This window comes from Kribbella yunnanensis (assembly GCF_039529655.1).
GTDB classification, from domain to species: domain Bacteria; phylum Actinomycetota; class Actinomycetes; order Propionibacteriales; family Kribbellaceae; genus Kribbella; species Kribbella yunnanensis.
On record NZ_BAAANF010000017.1, the window covers coordinates 28,576 to 45,813 of the forward strand.

Below are 17,238 nucleotides of genomic sequence, written 5' to 3' on the forward strand. Positions count from 1 at the left end.
CGCACTATCCGTAGGTTGGGTGCTGAAGCCGAGTCAGAGGAGTGAGCGATGTACCACCGATTCGTTGCGGCCCAGGTCCGGAAGGCCTTCGCCGAGATCACCGCCGGCAACTGGGAGGCGATGGTCCAGGGCATGGCCCCGACCTTCACCTACCGCTTCTACGGCGACCACGCCCTGTCGGGCGAGCGCCACACCCACGAGGCGCTGCGCCGCTGGTGGGAACGAGCCTTCCGGCTGTTGCCCAACACCCGGTTCACCGTCGACGACATCCTGGTCTCCGGCTGGCCGTGGAACACCCGCGTCGCCACCGCCGTCACCGTCGACGTAGGCCTCGCCGACGGCACGCGGTACGAGAACGTCGTCAACCAGTTCATCCGGATGAGCTGGGGCAAGATCACCGAGGTCCGCACCCTGGAAGACACGGCAGTCCTCCAAGCGGCCCTGGACCGCCTGGCCGCCGCCGGCTACCCCGAAGCCCACGCCGAGCCCATCACCGGCTGACCTATCCGGACCTGCGCCACTCACTAACCCTCCTTTGGGCACGTCGGGCGGCGGATGTTGAGCGTGAACTGCATCAGCTGAGCGAGGTTGGTGAGTGGGGGCGGTCCGCCCTACGACCAATCCGGCGGGGCCGCGGCTCCGAAGCACCTCCATGGCGACGAGAGCGGTACGGCGATTCGCGGGCGTGGTCGGTGGGGTTGTGGCGGCCGGTGCTGCGCTGGCGGTCGGCTACCTGGTCGCGGCCGTGACAGGCGGCCCCTGGCCGGTCGATGCAGTCGGCGTCCAGGTGATCGACCTGTCGCCGGGCCCAGTGAAGGACTGGGCAGTCCGCGAACTCGGTACCGCGGACCGCCCGCTCCTGCGGGTAGGCATCTGCGTAGTACTCGTCGTGGTAGCCGCCGTCGCCGGCCTGATCGCCAGCCGAGGCGGTCGCCGCATCGCGGTGGGGTTGGCGGCCGGCCTGGGCTTGGTAGGCCTGGCCTTCGCCATCATCAGCCGCTCAGCCGCAACCGGCCTGCTTGACCGCCTGCTGCCGTCCATCGCCACCCTGCTCACCGCAGTCATCAGCATGTCGTTGGTGGCGCAGGTGTTCAAACCCGAATCACCCCAGCCACACAAGCCGTGGCAGCTGGGGCGTGAGGTGGCGGGGTCGGCGGGGCTCGGGGAGGAGGAGCCGCCGGCCTCTGAGAACGAGCGGCCGGTGGGGTTTGATCGGCGACGGTTCTTGGTGACGGTGTCCGCGTTGGGTGTGGTGGGTGCTGCGGGATGGACTGCGACGAGGGTGCTACCGGTTCGGGCCGGGGAAGCGTTGCGGGAGAAGTTCCGGGTGCCGGTGCCGGGTGATCCGGCGAGTGCGGTTCCGGCGGCTGCGCAGGTCGACGTACCGGGGGTGACGAGGTTTGCGACGCCTAATGCGAAGTTCTATCGGGTCGACACGCTTCTCGAGGTTCCGCGCATTGATCCCGACGACTGGGAACTGCGGATCCACGGGATGGTGGACAAGGAACTGCGGTTGTCGCTCAAGGATCTTGTCGATCGGCGGTTGGTCGAGCGCGACATCACGTTGACTTGCGTCTCGAACGAGGTCGGCGGACCGTATGTCGGCAACGCTCGCTGGATCGGCGTACCGGTTGCGGACCTGCTAGCCGAGGTCGGGGTCCGCGCCGGGGCCGACGCCGTGAAGTCGACGAGCATCGACGGACTCACGATCGGTACGCCGTTGGCCGCGCTCACCGACGGTCGCGACGCCATCCTCGCTGTTGCGATGAACGGGGAACCGCTGCCGTTCGAGCATGGGTTCCCGGTTCGCATGGTGGTTCCGGGCTTATACGGCTACGTGTCGGCCACCAAGTGGATCGTCGACTTCGAGGTCACTCGCTTCCAGGACTTCAGCGCCTACTGGACAGACCGCGGCTGGTCAGTCGAAGCCCCGATCAAAACAGCCTCCCGAATCGACGTGCCCAAAGGGCTATCGACCATCAAGGCCGGTCCCGCGATGGCCGCCGGTGTCGCCTGGGCTCAGCAGCGTGGCGTCGACAAGGTCGAGGTCCGCGTCGACGACGGCGAGTGGCAGCCCGCCGTACTCGCCGCCGAGGACACCATCGACACCTGGCGCCAATGGACGTTCCGCTGGAACGCAACCCCCGGCATGCACCGCCTCACCGTCCGCGCCACCGACAAGGCCGGCGAAGTGCAGACCGCCGCCCAGGCAGCACCCCGCCCGAACGGTTCCTCCGGTCTGCACGACGTCGTCTTCACTGCCGAAGAGATTTGACCGTCGCGATGACCTGGTCCACTTCTTCGTCGGTGTTGTAGTAGTGCGGTGACAGCCGCAGGCACCAGTTGACGTTCTTGTCGCCGAAGTCGAACTGCGCAAAGTTCCGGAAGCTCAACGCCGAATTGATGCCTTGGGCATCCAACGCCGACTTGAACTCTTCCGGCTGCCAGTCGTCGACCGCGATCGTCACGAGCGCGCCCAACTGCTCACCACGGTCGAGCGCCCGCACGCCAGGGATCGCGTCGAGCCCGTCGCGCAACCGGGCGGCCAGTTGCGGGGTCCGCCGGGAGATCGCCTCGATACCAACCTCCCGCGCATACCGTACGGCGGCCGCGCAGCCGAGGACGGTTGCGTACGGGAACTCCCATTCCTCGAACCGGGACGCGGTACGGCTCGGGGTATACGCGCCCGGCGCCGTCCAGTTCGCACCATGCATGTCGATGAACAACGGCTCGTGGCCGGCGGCAAGCGCCCGGTCGGACACATACAGGAATCCAGATCCGCGAGGCCCACGGAGAAACTTCCGGCACGTTCCGGTGAGGAAGTCGGCGCCGATCTCCTCGACGTCGATCGGGTACTGGCCGACCGACTGGCAGGCGTCGACCAGGTACAGCAGGCCGAGTTCGCGGCAATGCCGGCCGATCTCGGCGACCGGCTGGACCAGTCCGGAGTTGGTCGGGATGTGGGTGGCGGCGACCAGCCGGGGTCGGTGCTCCTTCATCAGCAACGCCATCGCCGCCACATCGACGCCACCCTCGGGCAGATCGGGCGCATGCACGAGCTCGATGCCGAATCGCTTGCGCAGCGACAGGAACGCGATCTGGTTGGAGATGAAGTCGTTCCGCGTGGTGAGGATGACGTCACCGCGCTCGAACGGGATCGACGACAGCGCGGTCGAGTAGGCGTGGGTCGCGCTGCTGGCGAAGGCGAAGTTGTCCGGCCACCCGCCGAGTAGTGCAGCCAGCTCCACATAGAACTCGCGAACCTCGGCAGCGCGGGATGCGGATGCCTCGTAGCCGCCGATCTGGGCCTCGAGTTGCAGATGCTCGAGCATCGTCGTCAGCACCGGAGTGGCGAGCAGTCCGCAGCCGGCGTTGTTGAAGTGGATGACCTGTTCGCAGCCCGGAGTGTCGGCGCGGAGGGCGGGAAGCGATTCTCCCCAGGTCGCAGAAGCGCTACAATGTGCTCTCATGAATGACAGTAGCACTTCTGCGGAGCTGCTGACGACGCTGCGAGCTGTCGTCCGCGAACTCGCACCGGGGGACCGGTTGCCGAGCAGTCGTGAGCTGATCGACCGCCATCGGGTCGGTCCGGGGACGGTCGCTCGGGCGATCGCGCAGCTCACCGCGGAAGGTGTCGTCATCACCAGGCCGGGCAGCGGCACCTACGTGGCGCCGCGAGCACGCCGTACCGACGCTGTGATCGACACCGGCTGGCAGACGGTCGCGCTCGCTGACCGCAGCGTCGACGCCCAATCGCTGGCCGACTCCGCGGCGCCGGAGGGGGCGATCCGGCTGGACGGCGGGTACCTGCACGGCTCGCTGCAGCCGGCGCGGGCGTTGACCGCGGCGCTCGCTCGCGCGGCCCGACGGCCTGATGCTTGGGATCGCGCCCCGGCGGCCGGCTTGAGTTCGCTCCGGACGGTTTTCGCGGCTTTGGCCGACGCCGATGTCCGCGCGGACGACGTGTTGATCACCTCGGGCGGGCAGAGCGGACTATCGATCGCCTTCCGGGCCATCGCGGCGCCGGGCAGTCCGGTGCTGGTCGAGTCGCCGAGCTACCCGGGCGCCTTGGCGGCGGCCCGAGCGGCCGGGCTGAGCCCGATCCCCGTTCCGCTGGACGAGTACGGCGTACGGCCCGATCTGCTCGCGGAGGCGTTCGCTCGGTCGGGAGCGCGGTTGTTCTACTGCCAACCGACGTACCAGAATCCGACCGGAACCGTACTGAGCGACGAACGGCGGCAGCAGGTACTCGCGGTTGCCCGGGCGGCCGGCGCGTTCGTGCTCGAGGACGACTTCGCGCGGCTCCTGCATCACGGTGGAACCGTGCCGAAACCCTTGCTCAGCACGGATCGGGACGGGACGGTCATCTACCTGACCTCACTGACCAAGCCCGCCGCGCCGAGTCTGCGCATCGGTGCATTGATCGCGCGCGGGCCAGTCCTCGAACGGTTGCGAGCAATCCGGCAGGTGGACGACTTCTTCGTCGCACGTCCTTTGCAGGAGGCAGCGCTCGAGTTGCTCAGCTCGCCGACCTGGGACAGGCACCTGCGCGGCCTCGCGGTTGCGTTGCGGGATCGGTGTGGGGCGCTGGTCAACGCACTCGCGGATGCCCGGCCGGACTGGGAGGTGAGTCAGGTCCCGTCCGGCGGCCTGCACTTCTGGGTGCGTCTGCCGACCGATGATGTAGCCGCCGCTGCCGAAGCGCGGCAAGCCGGCGTCATCGTCAGCCCCGGCGGCCGCTTCTTCGCGACTGAGAGACCGGGCGCCTGGCTTCGCCTGAACTTCGCCGCCACCGCCGACCTCGCCGACCTGTCGGCCGCCGCCGACCGCCTGGGGAACGTTTCCAGTCAGTAACGAGACACGATGTCTCGAATCTGATATCTTCGGTACGGCGAGGTGCGTTGCCTCGTTCACGCTGGGGAGGAATGCCATGTGCCGGGCCTGCGGCTCGACCGACCACCAGCCGGGTCCCGCCCGGTCGCCACGTTTCGCCGGACTGCGCAACCGCGATGCGCGGCCGTACCTGTTCGGGACCGGCCTGGCGATGATGGGCGACAACGTCGAACACGTCATCACCTACTGGGTGTTGTGGCGTGAGTTCCATTCACCGGCGCTGGCCGGCTTCCAGGTGATCAGTCACTGGTTGCCGTTCCTGCTCTTCTCGGTGCTGTCCGGGTCGCTCGCCGATCGGTACGACTGCCGGCGGATCATCCAGTCCGCGCAGGCGTTGTTCATGTTCGTCTCGCTCTGCTGGGGTCTGCTCTTCCTGACCGACTCGCTGCAGATCTGGCACGCCTGTGTCCTCTTGGTGCTGCACGGTTGCGCCGGCGCGCTGTGGGGCCCGGCCGAGCAGATGATGCTGCACGACTTCGTCGGCCGCGAGGACCTACCAAGCGCCGTACGGCTCAATGCGACATTCCGAAGTCTGGGTGTGTTGTGCGGCCCGGTTGTCGGCTCGCTTTTCCTTCTCCTGCTGGGCCCAACCGGCGGCATCTTCGCCAACATCGCCATTTACTTGCCGTTGACAATCTTCTTGTTCCGCACCCGCTTCACCGGCCATCTCCGCGAAGGCGTCGTCTCCCGCGCCCGCCTCGGGCCCATCGCCGCCCTGCGCGCGAGCCGCGGCGTACCGCTCGGCCCGACCATCGCCGGCATGATCGTCCTGGCCGGCCTCGGCTCGTTCTTCGTCGGCGCCTCGATCCAAACCGCGATGCCCGAGTTCGCCGAGGACCTCGGAGCAGGCTCCGCCGGTCTCACGTACGGCGCTCTGCTCTTCGCCAGCGGATTCGGTGGCGTCGTCGGCGGCCTCGTCATCGAAGCCACCGGCTGGCTCCGCCCCACCGTCAGAACCGCCGTAGCCGGCACAGTCCTCTACGGCCTCAGCATCGTGGTCTTCGCCATCACCAGCAACTACGTGCTCGCCCTGGTAGTCCTCGCGATCAGCGGTGTCGCGAACTTCGTCTCGATGTCGATCTCACAAACCGTCGTACAACTCGAAGCCCCACCCGCCGACCGAGGCCGAATCATCGGCCTCTACAACACCTCCTCCGGCGGCCTCCGCATCGGCAGCGGCCTCACGGTCGGCCTCACCGGCGCCGCCATCGGCATCCAACACTCCCTAGCCCTAAGCGCCGCCATCCTCACCATCGCCGCCCTAGCCACCGGCGCCTACGCCGCCCTACCCCGAAAACCCCTCCCCACCTAAACCCCTCACCCCCACCCATTTGACTCTCGGGGCAATCGGGCCATCCACTGCCGCCGCGACCGAAGCCACCGTGCGCCCGCGACCGAAGCCACTGTGTGCCCGCGACCGAAGCCACTGTGCGAGTGCGAGGAGTTGCCCGGCGAGTGGGAGGACCGTGCTCCCGGAAATCGAATTCCAGCGACATACTCGCCACACTCGAGTGGCAGCCGCACGGTGAAGCCAGTCGGCGAGCGCACGGTGGCTTCGGTGGGCGCCGGGGTGGGCGCAGGGTGGCTTCGGTCGCGGGGGGTGGGGCCGACGGGTGGGCGCGTCGAAGGGTTGAGCGTGCGCGGCACGGTGGCTTCGGTCGCGCGCACGGTGGCTTCGGTCGCGGGGCATGGTGGTGCGGACCTGGGGGCCATCACAAGTGGATGTTCTGGGGGAGTTTGAGCGTGGGGGCGGGGGAGGGCGGGTGATTGTGATGGGCTGTGGGTTCGGGCGCAACGAGGACCGGCCCGGCAGTCGGGGAAGACTGGCGGGCCGGTGGGGTGTGTGGGTTAGTTGGATCGGGCGGCTAGTGCGGTGCCGTCGGCGGCGGGTTGGCGTTGGGCGCCTACGGTCCAGAGGCGGGTTCCGGTGGATTCGGCGCCGGTGAGGGTGCCGATTTTGGCGGCGGGGCTGGTGGTTTCGGCGAACTTGCCGTTCTGGAGGGCGATCACGAAGGGGTGCTCGGTGACGATGCCTTCGGAGGAGGTGGTGAACTTCTCGCCGACCGCGATCGGCTGATTGTTGTGCAGGGTGATGTCGTACAGCTGCGAATCCGTCTGCGGTGTCGCGACCTGCTTCCACGCCTTGCCGTCGTAGTGCAGGACCAGCGGGCGCTCGCCCTTCACGGTGTGTACGACGCCGGAGGCCCAGATGTCCGTCGGGCTTGCCGCGACCATGCCCGTGGGGATGTGCGAACCATCAGCCGGTACGTCGTCAACCAGCTTCCATGTTTTACCGTCGAAGTGCGCGATTCCGCCGTTCAGTCCCAGCCAGGCGTCTGTCGCGGACAGGACCGTCAGCGTGTTGCCGTTGATGGAGTTCTCGAGGCCGGCGGTCAGTTGCTGCCAAGCGCCCTTGGCGTAGCGGTAGACGACCGCGTGTTCGCGGCCGCCGACATCCGCCCAGCCCGACACCCACGGCGTACCGTCCGGGGCGATCGTCACGTCGCTGAAGGACCCGGCCGGGACAGACGGTCCGGGGACGACCTTCCACGCCGTACCGTTCCAGCGCATCGCGAACGGCTTCGACTGCTCCGGTACGGCGTGGTCCTCGCCGACCGCCCAGACCTCCTTGGCGCCGGCCACCGCGACGCTGTTGAGAGTCGCGTTCGTGCGCACCGGCTGCGGTGTCTCGACCCAGCGCGTGCCGTTCCAGCGGAACGCCAGTGGCCGGGTATCGCTGTAGGAATCGATCAGGTCGACGCCGACCGCCCAGGTCTCGCTGCCCTTCGAGTCGATGTCAGCCAGCGAAGACGGCTTCGACTTGGTGGGTGTCACAGTCCAGGTCAGAGCTGCCTGGGCGGTCAAGGTTGGTGCCATCAGGACACCAGCCAGGGCAGCGGTCAGTATGGTCTTGCGCAGCATCATCGATTCAGATTCTTTCCGTAGTTGGCGGATGGGAAGCTCCACGAGTTGTTGTCGACCATCTCGAGGAGCTGGTCGATGGAGAGCGGTGGTTCGGGGCGCGTCGCCGGTGTCTTCAGAGCGAGGCTGTTCGTGCTGGTCAGGCTGATCGCGCGCCGGTCCGGGTACTCGAGGATCACCGAGTTGAGGGTGCCCTTGCCGTCCGAGCCCACGTACGACCGGAGGACTGTTCCGTCCGGCCGGACCCGGCAGTTCTGGCTCTCCGGCTGGTTGATGCAGTCGGGGTCGTACTTGACCGTCTGGACGCTCACCTCGAGCCACGCCTTGCCCTTGCCGTCGTCGACCAACAGGCCGACGGCGATGAAGTCGTCGCCCCAGGTCTTGTCGCCGGAGGTCGAGAGCCCGGCAGGCAGCAGCGCCTTCAGCGTCTGCAATGTCTGGGCGGGACTGGCCGGAGGCAATGGAACGGGTTTCGTCGAGACCTTCGGCGAAGGCTTCGGCGTCGGCGTGCTGATCCCGGCCACCGGTGGCTGACCGGCGTGCTGCCCCAGATTCGCTTGTACGGCGGCAATCCCGCCAATAGTGATCGCGACCACGGCCGCGGTCGCCGCGGTGCTCACCACCCGACGCCGACGCCGCCGTACGACGCCTCGCTGCATCCCGCGTTCCACCAGATCGGGGTACCGGGGTTCGAGGGTCTCGGTGGCGCGCCGCATCAAATCGGGTAGCCGGTCGTCTGTCGTTTCCACGGGGTCCTTCTCCTGCCTGTTCACAGTGCGATGACCGCCTCGTCGCCGAGAACCGCCCGCACCCGGACCAACGCCCGGGCCGTCCGGTTCTTGATCGCGCCGGCGCTCTTGCCGAGATCGCGTGCCACCTGCTCGACACTGCGATCTTCGAAGAACCGCAGCACCAGCACCGCTCGATCCAGCGGAGGCAATCCGTCCAGCGCCTGCAACAACAGGAGTCGCAACTCGTGATCCTCAGCTGAGACCGGCAGCTCCGGTACGGCGTCGGTCGGCTGCTCGTGCCAGCTCCGCCGCCGTCGTTGCGAGATGAACGTCCGGGTCAGCACGGTCTGCGCATAAGCCGCCGGCTTCTCCATCCGCCGTACTCGGCCCCACACCCCGAACAGCTTCCCGAGCGTCTCCTGCACCAGGTCGTCGGCGTGGTAGGAGTCCGCGGTCAGCAACCACGCCGTCCGGTACAGCTGATGCGTATGCGCCCGTGCGAAGGCCTCGAAGTCGCCCTCGGTGGAGTTCATCGCCGTCACACCCCTACCAACGCACTGAGCTACTCATCGGGTCACACCCACAACGAAGCTACTTTTCGATGAGGCCAGAAACGCTGTCCGTTACTGGCCAGATTCGTTGACCGGATTTTGCGGCGACTGCGATGGTTTGGGCCCGCACCGACCCGCACTGGCCCGGACGACTGGGGAATCATCGTGAAAGCTCTGGTTCTGCTTGCCTCTGCCCTATTGATCACGGCGACTCCGCTCACCGCAGCAGGTGAGGTGACCGCCACGGCGGCAGCACCCGTGGTGTCGACTCTGCGGACCAACCACCTCAGCGAGCCGCTCGCGGTCGTAGCCGGAGTGCCTCGACTCAGTTGGCAACTGGCGGCAGACCGGCGCGGGTTGAGCCAGCAGCGCTATGAGATCCACGTAGCGTCCTCGCCCGACAAGCTGCAAACTCCCGACATCTGGAACAGCGGCCAGGTCACGTCCGGCCAGTCGATCGACGTCCCGTACGGCGGTCCCGCGCTCACCCGCTACTCGACGTACCACTGGATTGTCCGGATCTGGGACGAGACCGGTACGGCGTCCGCGTGGAGCTCGCCGGCGAAGTTCGAGACCGGCGCACTGCAACCGTCCGACTGGGCCGGTGAATGGATCGGGGCCGATGACACGGTCGGTCCGGAGTGGACCGACTACACGGTCGACGCGGATGTCACTGTCCAACGCGAGGCGCTCGGGGTCTTCTTCCGCGGCCGATACATGTGGCAGCTGAATACCACCGAGGGCCGGATGCGGTTGCGCCCCCATGTCCGGCAGGCCGACGGACAGTACGTCGTACTGGCGGATGTCGACGTACCGGTCGACCTGCGGCAGCGGAACAACCTGCGCATCACCGTGGCCGGTCAGACGATCACCACCTGGATCAACGGGCAGCAGGTCGACCAGCGCAACCGGTCCGACGCCAACGGTCCGGGGCTGATGGGGTTCCGCACCTACGGCCAGGAGGAAGGCGTTGTCCATCGGCTCAAGGTGACGAGTGTGGGTGGCGACGTACTGATCGAGAGTGCTTTCCCCGCGTACGACCAGACGTTCCCGGGTGCGCCGCTTCTGCCTGGTGGCGGGCTATCGCTAAAGGTTGCCCAAGGCGCCGAAAGTCATCTGCAGGTACCGAACAACGCGAAACCCCTGCTCCGTAAGGACATCCAGCTCCCGACCGGCAAGACCGTCGTACGGGCGCGGCTGCACGCGGCCGCCCAGGGCATCTACGAGATGCGCATCAACGGTACGAAGGCCGGCGACCATGAGCTCGCCCCCGGCTGGACGGACTATCGCCAGCGGATTCAGACCCAGACGTACGACGTGACCTCGCTGATCCGCTCCGGGGCCGCGAACACCATCGGTGCTGAGGTAGCCGGCGGCTGGTTCACCGGTCAGCTCGGGGTCTTCCGGCCGGAGCGCTACGGCAAGAGCACGGCGCTGACCGCGCAGCTGCGGATCACCTACGACGACGGCACCACGGCAGTCTTCGCCACGGATGCGACTTGGCGGACGAGCCAAGGACCGGTCCGAGCCGGGGACCTGCTCCACGGCGAGACGTACGACGCCCGCGCGGCCCAGACGGGTTGGGACAAGCCTGGCTACCCTGCGACCGGATGGAGAGCGGCCGTCGTCAGGCCGTCCGCAACCGCACGGCTAGTGCCGCAGGCCGACCAGCCGGTGCGCGTGACGCAGCAGCTGAACGCTACGGCCATCCGGTCCAACGTGCCCGGGACGTTCTTGTACGACCTCGGCCAGAACATGGTCGGCGTACCGCAGCTCACCTTGACCGGGACGCCTGGGCAGACCGTGCGGCTGCGGTTCGCCGAGGTGCTCGACAAGGACGGCAACTTCTACACGGCCAACCTGCGCAGCGCCCGCGCCACGGACTACTACACCTTCGCCAGCAGCTCGCCCGAGACCTACCGGCCGCGGTTCACCTTCCACGGCTTCCGGTACGTCGAGATCGCGGGGCTGGCGACGGCGCCGCCGGCCAGTGCGTTGAAGGGGCTGGTGATCGGCACGGACGGCGCGCGGACTAGCCGGCTCACGACGAGTTCGCCGTTGGTCAACCAGCTGCACAGCAACATCACCTGGGGCCAGCGCGGCAACTTCCTCTCGATCCCGACCGACACTCCAGCCCGGGACGAGCGGCTGGGCTGGACCGGCGATATCAATGTCTTCGCGCAAACAGCCGTCTACAACCAGGACTCGCAGGCGTTCCTGAGCAAGTGGTTGCGCGACCTCCGGCTGGAACAGCGGGCCGGCGGTGCGTACCCGAGCGTCGCACCGACCGTCCCCGAGGACTTCCACGGCGGGAACAACAACTCGGGCTGGGCCGACGCCGGGGTGAACGTCCCTTGGACGCTCTGGCAGGCGTACGGCGACACCGGGATCATCAGCGAGCAATTCGACTCGATGAAGCTGTACGTCGACTCCCTGGCGACCGGCGCGACCGGCTTCATCCGGCCCGGCGGTGATTACAACGACTGGCTGAGTCTGGAGACCAATGCCAGCGACACCAACCTGATCGGAACCGCTTTCTACGCCAAGAGCGCCCGCCAGCTCAGCCAGATGGCGAGTGCGATCGGCCGGACCGCCGATGCGGATCGCTATCAGCGGCTGTACTCGGACATCCGCAACGCGTTCGCCACCAGGTTCATCAAGGACGGCCGGGTGAGCCAGGGCAACCAGACCGACTACATCCTTGCCATCACCAACGACCTCATCCCGACCGACCAGGTCGAGGCCGTCGGCAACAACTTCGCCGCCTCCATTGCTGCGGCCGGTCACTTGAAGACCGGATTCCTCGGTGTCGACGGTCTGCTGCCGGCGCTGTCGAAGATCGGTCGCACCGACCTCGCCTACATGCTGCTGCAGCGCACCGAATTTCCCTCGTGGGGTTACGAGATCGGCAAGGGTGCCACCACGATCTGGGAGCGCTGGGACTCGATCAAACCCGATGGCACCTTCGGTGACGTCGCCATGAACTCGTTCAACCACTATGCGTACGGAGCCGTCGGCCAGTGGATGTACGGCACGATGTCCGGGGTGTCCGCGCTCGAACCCGGCTATCGCAAGGCGCTCATCGCACCGACGCCCGGCCCCGGACTCAACTTCGCCGACTTCGGACACCAGACGCCGTACGGCGAGATTGCCACCCGCTGGGAGCGAGCCGGTACCGACGGGCTGAAGCTGGATGTCACGGTTCCCGGCAACACCACGGCCGTCGTTCGCGTCCCGGCGTCGGATCCGAGCCTGATCACCGAAGGCGGTGTCGCGCTGACCGCGGCGCCGTTCGTGACGAACATCGTCGACGACGGTGACACGGTCGCCGCGACAGTTGCTGCAGGCAAGTACCAGTTCGCCGTACGAGGTGTTGAGGGTGCATCCGACTACGTGGATCTCGGTCAGTCGGCCTCCGAGACTGCTCATGGGGTGACCGCGGCGCCGTCGTCCGGCACCGGGGTCGAGGCCGGGCGGACTCGGCGGTACTCGGGTCTGCAGGTACCGGGCTCGTGGTTCGAGTTCGACCTGCGGATCCAGGCCGGTCAGCCGTTCGTGATGCGGCTGGTTGAGACCTTCGACCGAGCGCAGGTCAAGGACTACGAGGTGCGGATCAACGGCGTACTGGTGCATCACCGGGTGAACAACCGCGCGAAGGGCGGTCTCGACACCTACCAATTCCCCGTCGATGATCCCGCGTTGCTGACGAACTCCACCATCCGGGTCCGGATCCAGCACAACGCTGCCGCCTCCGGTTACGACCCATCGCTGGCTGATGTCTGGGCGCTCCCGCGGACCTGACACGAGACCGGTTGCGTCGAGCGCGAGTCCGTTGTTGACTCCAGTCTCCGGGAGGGGGCTGGGGTCGTGGAGTTCGGAGTACTGGGCGAGGTCGAGGCACGGACGGATGGCGTCACCGTTGAGCTGGGTACGGCGCGCCAGCAGGTGGTGCTCGCGGTTCTGCTGATCGAGGCGGGGCGATCGCTGCCGGTCGATCGGCTGATCGAGCGGATCTGGGGCGACCGGCCGCCCCAGCGTGCGAAGGAATCGCTCTACAGCTACGTCTCCCGCCTGCGCACTGCGCTGGTTGCCGCAGGTGGTCCCGCGATTGAGCGGAGCTCGACCGGCTACGCGCTGATTGCGGATCCAGCGGTGGTGGATCTTCATCGGTTCCGGCAAGCCGTCGCCGAGGCTCGCGATGCCGGGGACGAGCGGCTCCCGAAGTTGGAGTACGCCCTGGCGCAATGGCGGGGCGAAGCGTTCGCCTCCCTCGACAACGAGTGGCTGAACCAGGTTCGCGCGACCTTGAACGAAGAGCGCTTGGCCGCGGAGCTGGACCGCGACGATCTCCGGCTGGAGGCCGGGCGGCACGCTGCGATGGTGGCTGACTTGTCTCAGCGGGTCGCCGAACATCCGTTGCACGAGCGGCTGGCCGGCCAGCTCATGCTCGCTCTGCATCTCAGCGGTCGCCAGGCTGACGCACTTGCGCAGTACCAACAGGCCAGGCAGCGGCTGGCTGACGAGCTTGGCGTCCAACCCGGTACGGCGTTGCAGCGGTTGCATCAGCGGATTCTCACCAGTGGTTCGCAGGCTGTGTCGCCGGAGAGGTGGCGGCCGGCTCAGCTGCCGATCACCATCGCGGCCTTCACCGGGCGCACGGACGAGCTCGCCCAGCTCGACAAGCGGTTGACCGACCGCACGGTCGCGGTGATCTCCGGGATGGCGGGAGTGGGGAAGACGGCGCTGGCCGTTCAGTGGGCCCATCAGGTGGCCGAGCAGTTCATCGATGGGCAGCTCTATCTGAATCTGCGCGGGTTCGATCCGTCCGGTTCGCCGCTCACGCCCGAGAAGGCGTTGCGGGCGCTGCTGGAAGGCTTGCAGGTCTCGGCCGAGCGGATGCCGATGGGCCTGGACGCGCAGGTGAAGCTCTATCGCAGTCAGCTGGCCGGCAAGCGGGTGCTCATCATCCTCGACAACGCGCGCGACGCGGATCAGGTTCGGCCGCTGTTGCCGGAGTCCGAGACCTGTTTCGTTGTGGTCACCAGTCGCAGCAGATTGACCGGGCTCGTTGATGCTCTTCCGGTCAAGCTTGATCCGCTGGCGGCTAACGATGCCCAGACGCTGCTGGCCAACCGGATCGGCCGCGATCGGGTGCTCGCCGACCCCGAGGCGGCCGAGGCGATCGTCGACCTGTGCGCGCGACTGCCGTTGGCCTTGGCGATCGTGGCCGCCCGGGCCGCCGTCCAGCCCGGGTTCCCGTTGGTTGCCCTGGCCAACGAACTCGCGGTGGGACGAGACCGCCTGGCGGCTTTCGACGGCGAGGACGCGGCGACCGACGTACGGGCGATGTTCTCGTGGTCGTACGAAGCCCTCGATCCGGCGACGGCACGGATGTTCCGACTCCTGGGTGATAGTCCGGGCCCTGGTATCAGCGTGGCCGCGGCCGCCGCGCTCTGCGGCGTCACGTCGCCAGCCGCACAACGGCTGTTGGGTCAGTTGGTCGAGGCGAACCTCGTTCAGCAACCGCATCCGGATCGCTATGAGCAGCACGATCTGGTGCGCATGTACGCAATCGAACTCGCGCACAGTACTGACTCCTCGGCGGAACTCGAGGCTGCGCTTCGGCGGGAGTTGAGCTTCTATCTCCACTCGGCCGCCAACGGCCGTGCCGCACTCGGCCGAGCTGGACCCTTGATGGAGATCGAAGCACCCTTCGACAACATCGTTCCGCTCGAGTTCGCCGATGATCGACAGGCATTGGACTGGTTCGACACGATGCGCGAGACGACGCTTGCCGCCGTACAGCTGGCAGGTGAACGTGGGCTCGACCGGGTCGGCTTCGAGCTGAGTCATCTGATGGGCATGGCCTTCCACTACCGCCGCGCCTACGTCGACCTGCTGCGCGTGCACGAACTGGGTCTGGACTGCGCGCGGCGTACCGAGGAGGTTCTGTTCATCGCGATCTCGGAACGTGACGTCGGTACGACGGCTTCCGAGCTCGGTCTGTCAGCTGCAGCGGTTGCCCACATGGAGCGGGCAGCTGCGCTCTTCGGACAGACCGACTCTGCACGCGGTCACGCGGACACCCTCGAATCCCTGTCCTGCGAATACGAACGATCCGGCCGCCATACCGAGGCGATCGAACTGATCCTGCGGGCCATCGAACTCACCCGCCAAGCCGGCGGAGATCCGACCGAAGCGCGGAAGCTCAACAACATCGCGGTCTCTTATTTGAGTGTGGGCGACTACGAGGCGGCAAGGACAGCAGCCCAGGACGCCCTGACGCTCTCCGGCGGATCGAACCGGATGCTGGCGTCCTACGCGTGGGACAACCTCGGCTTCGCCCAGGCCGCACTAGGTCAGCACGACCAGGCCGTCGACGCCTATCAACGATCCCTTGCCTTATGCAACGAGCTCCACCAGCAAGTGCTCAAGTCGGAGGTGCTCGGTCACCTCGCTGCGGCGCAACATGCACTGGGCCACACAGCCCAGGCCCGCATCACCTGCCAGCAGGGCCTGCAGACCCTCGCCGGCCTTGAGGACGACCCGCTCGCCGAAGCCAGGCGATCCGAACTGCTCGCCATTCTCGACAGCATCAACTAGCCCAGGAGCGGGAGCGCCCGGAAGGTGTGGTCCTGCCAGAGCAGCCGAGACGCCGCCTCGGGATAGGCGCCGAGCGTCGAGGGTGTGTCGAACACCTGGGTCAGCTGGCCGTCGTACGGCGGCCAGCCCGGCGTCCCGTGGGTGGCGAAGTCGACCCAGGCCTTCTGCATCTGGTCTGACAGCGACTGCGCCTCGCTTGGATCGCCGATCAGGGTGGCGGGGTGTCCGGTCGTGAGGTTGCCGAAGACCAGGGGGATGTCGAGGCCGTGGGTGGCGCCGAGCGCGCCGTTCCAGGTGAGTTCGTAGAGGTGAGCCTGGCCGCCACCGGCGAGTTGCGCGTCGGCCAAGTGGAGGCTGGGCATGCGAAACAACCAGTCCTGGTTGACGATTTCGTACAACTCTTCGTCGGACGCGGCCGGAAACGCCTCTCGATAAGGGAGCCCTGGAGCGAGCATCTGCAGCGCGGCCTCGGTCTGCTCGGCCGTGACCTCACCCAGTACGCCGTCGATCAGGCTGAACAACCGGTGTTCGTCGCGGGTGTGCCCCACGAGCAGGTTGATGTCACGAGCCGCGCCGTCGGCCAACGCCTGCCAAGGAGTCCTCGGCAGCACGTCGCCGTCGACAACCGGGGCGAACGGGATCGGCCGATGGGCGATCGGTCCCCAGCGATCAAGCCATTGGATCGCCTTGTCCGAGATCGCGTCCCCGATGAGCGGCAGCATCTCCGGCGCCACAGTTGAGAGACTCACGCCGAGCTCGGCCGCGCAGGCCGCGGCGATGTCGGCGGCCAATTCGGGGGAGAAGAACGTCCCCGGCATGCTCTGCACGATCGCTTGCCGGAAGAGCCCCTTGGCGCGCGGCATCGCAAGCAGTGCTGCCACCGAACCACCACCCGCCGACTGACCGAACACCGTCACCCGATCGGGATCACCGCCAAACGCCCGGATGTTCTTCCGCACCCAATGCAGCGCCGCAACCTGATCAAGCAATCCCCGATTGTCCGGAGCCCCCTCAATATGCCCGAACCCCTCGATCCCCAACCGATAATTCAGCGACACCACCACGACACCACGCGCCGCCAGCCGCGCCCCGTCGAACTCCGGCCGACTGGAATCGCCAGCCATATAAGCACCACCGGGAATCCACACCATCACCGGCAGCCCGCCCACGTCCGATGTCCAGACATTGAGCGTCAACCAGTCGTCACGTTGATCAACCCGAGTCCTCCCCAAGAGCTCGGACTGCGGTGGCGCCGGACCGAATTCAGTCGCCGGTCGCACCCCGTCCCACGGCCGAACCGGCTCCGGTTCCCCGAATCGCCGTGCACCAACGGGAGGTTCGGCGTACGGGATCCCCCGGAAGACCGCACACCCCGCCTCCCGAACACCCCGCAGCACCCCGACCGCCGTCCGAACCTCAGTCATCGAGCCCCTCCCGAGCGGCGACTAGTTCACAGATTTGAGTACTGGGAGTACTTGCCCGGGGATGCTGTCGTGAGATAGGTTCTTCTCAGGTCGACGAGCCCACCTCTGGGTGGC

11 protein-coding genes are annotated in these 17,238 nt (G+C 67.2%); 6 read left to right on the top strand and 5 right to left on the bottom strand.

What is annotated here, in order from left to right; translation table 11 throughout:
- Window positions 1–48 precede the first annotated feature (48 nt).
- Both ABD231_RS23695 and ABD231_RS23700 read left to right on the top strand, forming a co-directional pair.
- On the top strand, window positions 49–501 hold the full coding sequence (locus ABD231_RS23695; RefSeq protein ID WP_344155944.1) for a nuclear transport factor 2 family protein: 453 nt from the start codon (window positions 49–51) through the stop codon (window positions 499–501).
- Window positions 502–652: 151 nt separating this feature from the next.
- Window positions 653–2,275 carry a molybdopterin-dependent oxidoreductase gene (locus tag ABD231_RS23700; RefSeq protein WP_344155947.1) on the top strand — a complete coding sequence of 541 codons (1,623 nt, stop codon included), beginning with the start codon at window positions 653–655 and terminating at the stop codon, window positions 2,273–2,275.
- Here ABD231_RS23700 and ABD231_RS23705 read toward each other — a convergent pair.
- On the bottom strand, window positions 2,256–3,470 hold the full coding sequence (locus ABD231_RS23705) for an aminotransferase class V-fold PLP-dependent enzyme (protein WP_344155950.1): 1,215 nt from the start codon (window positions 3,468–3,470) through the stop codon (window positions 2,256–2,258). The genes ABD231_RS23700 and ABD231_RS23705 overlap by 20 nt on opposite strands.
- On the opposite strand from ABD231_RS23705, the gene ABD231_RS23710 reads away from it, so the two are divergent.
- Both ABD231_RS23710 and ABD231_RS23715 read left to right on the top strand, forming a co-directional pair.
- A complete protein-coding gene (locus tag ABD231_RS23710) occupies window positions 3,469–4,854 on the top strand; it encodes an aminotransferase-like domain-containing protein (RefSeq protein ID WP_344155953.1) in 1,386 nt (461 codons plus the stop codon). The genes ABD231_RS23705 and ABD231_RS23710 overlap by 2 nt on opposite strands.
- 76 nt (window positions 4,855–4,930) lie before the next feature.
- Window positions 4,931–6,205 (top strand): MFS transporter, encoded by a 1,275-nt coding sequence (locus tag ABD231_RS23715; protein ID WP_344155956.1) that lies wholly within the window; start codon window positions 4,931–4,933, stop codon window positions 6,203–6,205.
- A 536-nt stretch (window positions 6,206–6,741) separates the two neighbouring features.
- Here the strand turns inward: ABD231_RS23715 and ABD231_RS23720 are convergent.
- From ABD231_RS23720 to ABD231_RS23730, 3 genes are read right to left on the bottom strand one after another with little or no spacing between them, the layout of a single operon-like run.
- A complete protein-coding gene (locus tag ABD231_RS23720) occupies window positions 6,742–7,818 on the bottom strand; it encodes a hypothetical protein (protein WP_344155959.1) in 1,077 nt (358 codons plus the stop codon).
- Window positions 7,815–8,564: a hypothetical protein gene (locus tag ABD231_RS23725; protein ID WP_344155962.1), complete on the bottom strand. Its 750-nt coding sequence runs from the start codon at window positions 8,562–8,564 to the stop codon at window positions 7,815–7,817. The genes ABD231_RS23720 and ABD231_RS23725 overlap by 4 nt, the downstream gene beginning before the upstream one ends.
- Before the next feature lie 20 nt (window positions 8,565–8,584).
- Window positions 8,585–9,079 (bottom strand): SigE family RNA polymerase sigma factor, encoded by a 495-nt coding sequence (locus tag ABD231_RS23730; protein ID WP_344155965.1) that lies wholly within the window; start codon window positions 9,077–9,079, stop codon window positions 8,585–8,587.
- Window positions 9,080–9,262: 183 nt separating this feature from the next.
- On the opposite strand from ABD231_RS23730, the gene ABD231_RS23735 reads away from it, so the two are divergent.
- Together ABD231_RS23735 and ABD231_RS23740 are read left to right on the top strand one after the other, a co-directional pair.
- Entirely contained in the window at window positions 9,263–12,898 is a 3,636-nt protein-coding gene (locus ABD231_RS23735; protein WP_344155967.1) for a family 78 glycoside hydrolase catalytic domain, read from the top strand.
- Window positions 12,899–12,964: 66 nt separating this feature from the next.
- Entirely contained in the window at window positions 12,965–15,700 is a 2,736-nt protein-coding gene (locus ABD231_RS23740; RefSeq protein ID WP_344155970.1) for an AfsR/SARP family transcriptional regulator, read from the top strand.
- Here ABD231_RS23740 and ABD231_RS23745 read toward each other — a convergent pair.
- Complete coding sequence (locus ABD231_RS23745; protein WP_344155973.1) at window positions 15,697–17,124, bottom strand: carboxylesterase/lipase family protein; 1,428 nt, start codon at window positions 17,122–17,124, stop codon at window positions 15,697–15,699. The two genes, ABD231_RS23740 and ABD231_RS23745, sit on opposite strands and share 4 nt — an antisense overlap.
- Between the last annotated feature and the right edge of the window lie 114 nt (window positions 17,125–17,238).

What these genes read in the sequence shown, in the direction of transcription:
- ABD231_RS23745 (WP_344155973.1), bottom strand. Translation starts at nt 17,124, where the DNA reads ATGACTGAGGTTCGGACGGCGGTCGGGGTGCTGCGGGGTGTTCGGGAG.
- ABD231_RS23700 (WP_344155947.1), top strand. Translation starts at nt 653, where the DNA reads ATGGCGACGAGAGCGGTACGGCGATTCGCGGGCGTGGTCGGTGGGGTT.
- ABD231_RS23730 (WP_344155965.1), bottom strand. Translation starts at nt 9,079, where the DNA reads ATGAACTCCACCGAGGGCGACTTCGAGGCCTTCGCACGGGCGCATACG.
- ABD231_RS23720 (WP_344155959.1), bottom strand. Translation starts at nt 7,818, where the DNA reads ATGATGCTGCGCAAGACCATACTGACCGCTGCCCTGGCTGGTGTCCTG.
- ABD231_RS23705 (WP_344155950.1), bottom strand. Translation starts at nt 3,470, where the DNA reads ATGAGAGCACATTGTAGCGCTTCTGCGACCTGGGGAGAATCGCTTCCC.
- ABD231_RS23715 (WP_344155956.1), top strand. Translation starts at nt 4,931, where the DNA reads ATGTGCCGGGCCTGCGGCTCGACCGACCACCAGCCGGGTCCCGCCCGG.
- ABD231_RS23710 (WP_344155953.1), top strand. Translation starts at nt 3,469, where the DNA reads ATGAATGACAGTAGCACTTCTGCGGAGCTGCTGACGACGCTGCGAGCT.
- ABD231_RS23695 (WP_344155944.1), top strand. Translation starts at nt 49, where the DNA reads ATGTACCACCGATTCGTTGCGGCCCAGGTCCGGAAGGCCTTCGCCGAG.